The sequence below is a fragment of the Methylobacterium sp. D54C genome, from assembly GCF_053345595.1.
Map to the genome: position 1 here is coordinate 1 of NZ_JBKFAK010000095.1, position 908 is coordinate 908.

General features: G+C 63.9%; 1 protein-coding gene. It reads left to right on the top strand.

The window, feature by feature from the left end:
• The coding region (locus ACLBYB_RS32650; protein ID WP_447701360.1) for an IS481 family transposase at positions 1 to 908 on the top strand (908 nt) is incomplete at both ends.

A 908-nucleotide genomic window follows, 5' to 3' on the forward strand; every position in this document is an offset into this window, starting at 1 on the left:
CTGGCGGCCCGTTACGGCGTCGACCCAAAGACCGTCGCGAAGTGGAAGAAGCGGCCCTCGGTGGCTGACCGGAAGACGGGCCCCACAGAACCCCGATCCACGGTGCTGTCGGCCGAGAACGAGGCGGTGATCGTCGCCTTCCGCCGGCATACTCTACTGCCACTCGACGACTGCCTCTACGCTCTGCAGCCGACGATCCCGCACCTCACGCGCTCAAGCCTGCACCGTTGCCTGCAGCGCCATGGCATCTCGCGGCTCCCCGAGGTGGGTGGCGACAAGCCGCTCCGTGCAAAGTTCAAGCGATACCCGATCGGCTACTTCCACATCGATATCGCCGAGGTGCACACCGAAGAGGGCCGGCTTTACCTGCTCGTGGCGATTGATCGGACCTCCAAGTTCGCCGTCGCCGAGTTGCACGAGAAGGTCACGCGCCGGGTCGCCGGCAATTTCCTGCGGGCCCTTGCTGCCGCCGTTCCCTACAAGATCCACACCGTGCTCACCGATAACGGCACGCATTTCACCGAGCCGTCCGGCAACACTTGGACGCCGGAGGAGATCAGAGCGATGCGCGCCGAGAAGGTGCCGTTCCGCTGCCACTCCTTCGAGGGGGCCTGCGCTGACCTCGACATTGAGCACCGTCTCACGAAGCCGCGCCATCCCTGGACGAATGGTCAAGTTGAGCGGATGAACCGCACGATCAAGGACGCCACCGTCAAACGCTTCCACTACGACAGCCACGATCAGCTCCGGCAGCACCTCGCGGACTTCGTGGCCGCCTACAACTTCGCCCGCCGCCTCAAGACGCTACGCGGCCTCACGCCCTACGAAGCTATCTGCAAAGCCTGGGTGGACGAGCCCTCTAGATTCACTCAGAACCCGCACCACCAAATCCTGGGACCAAACATCTA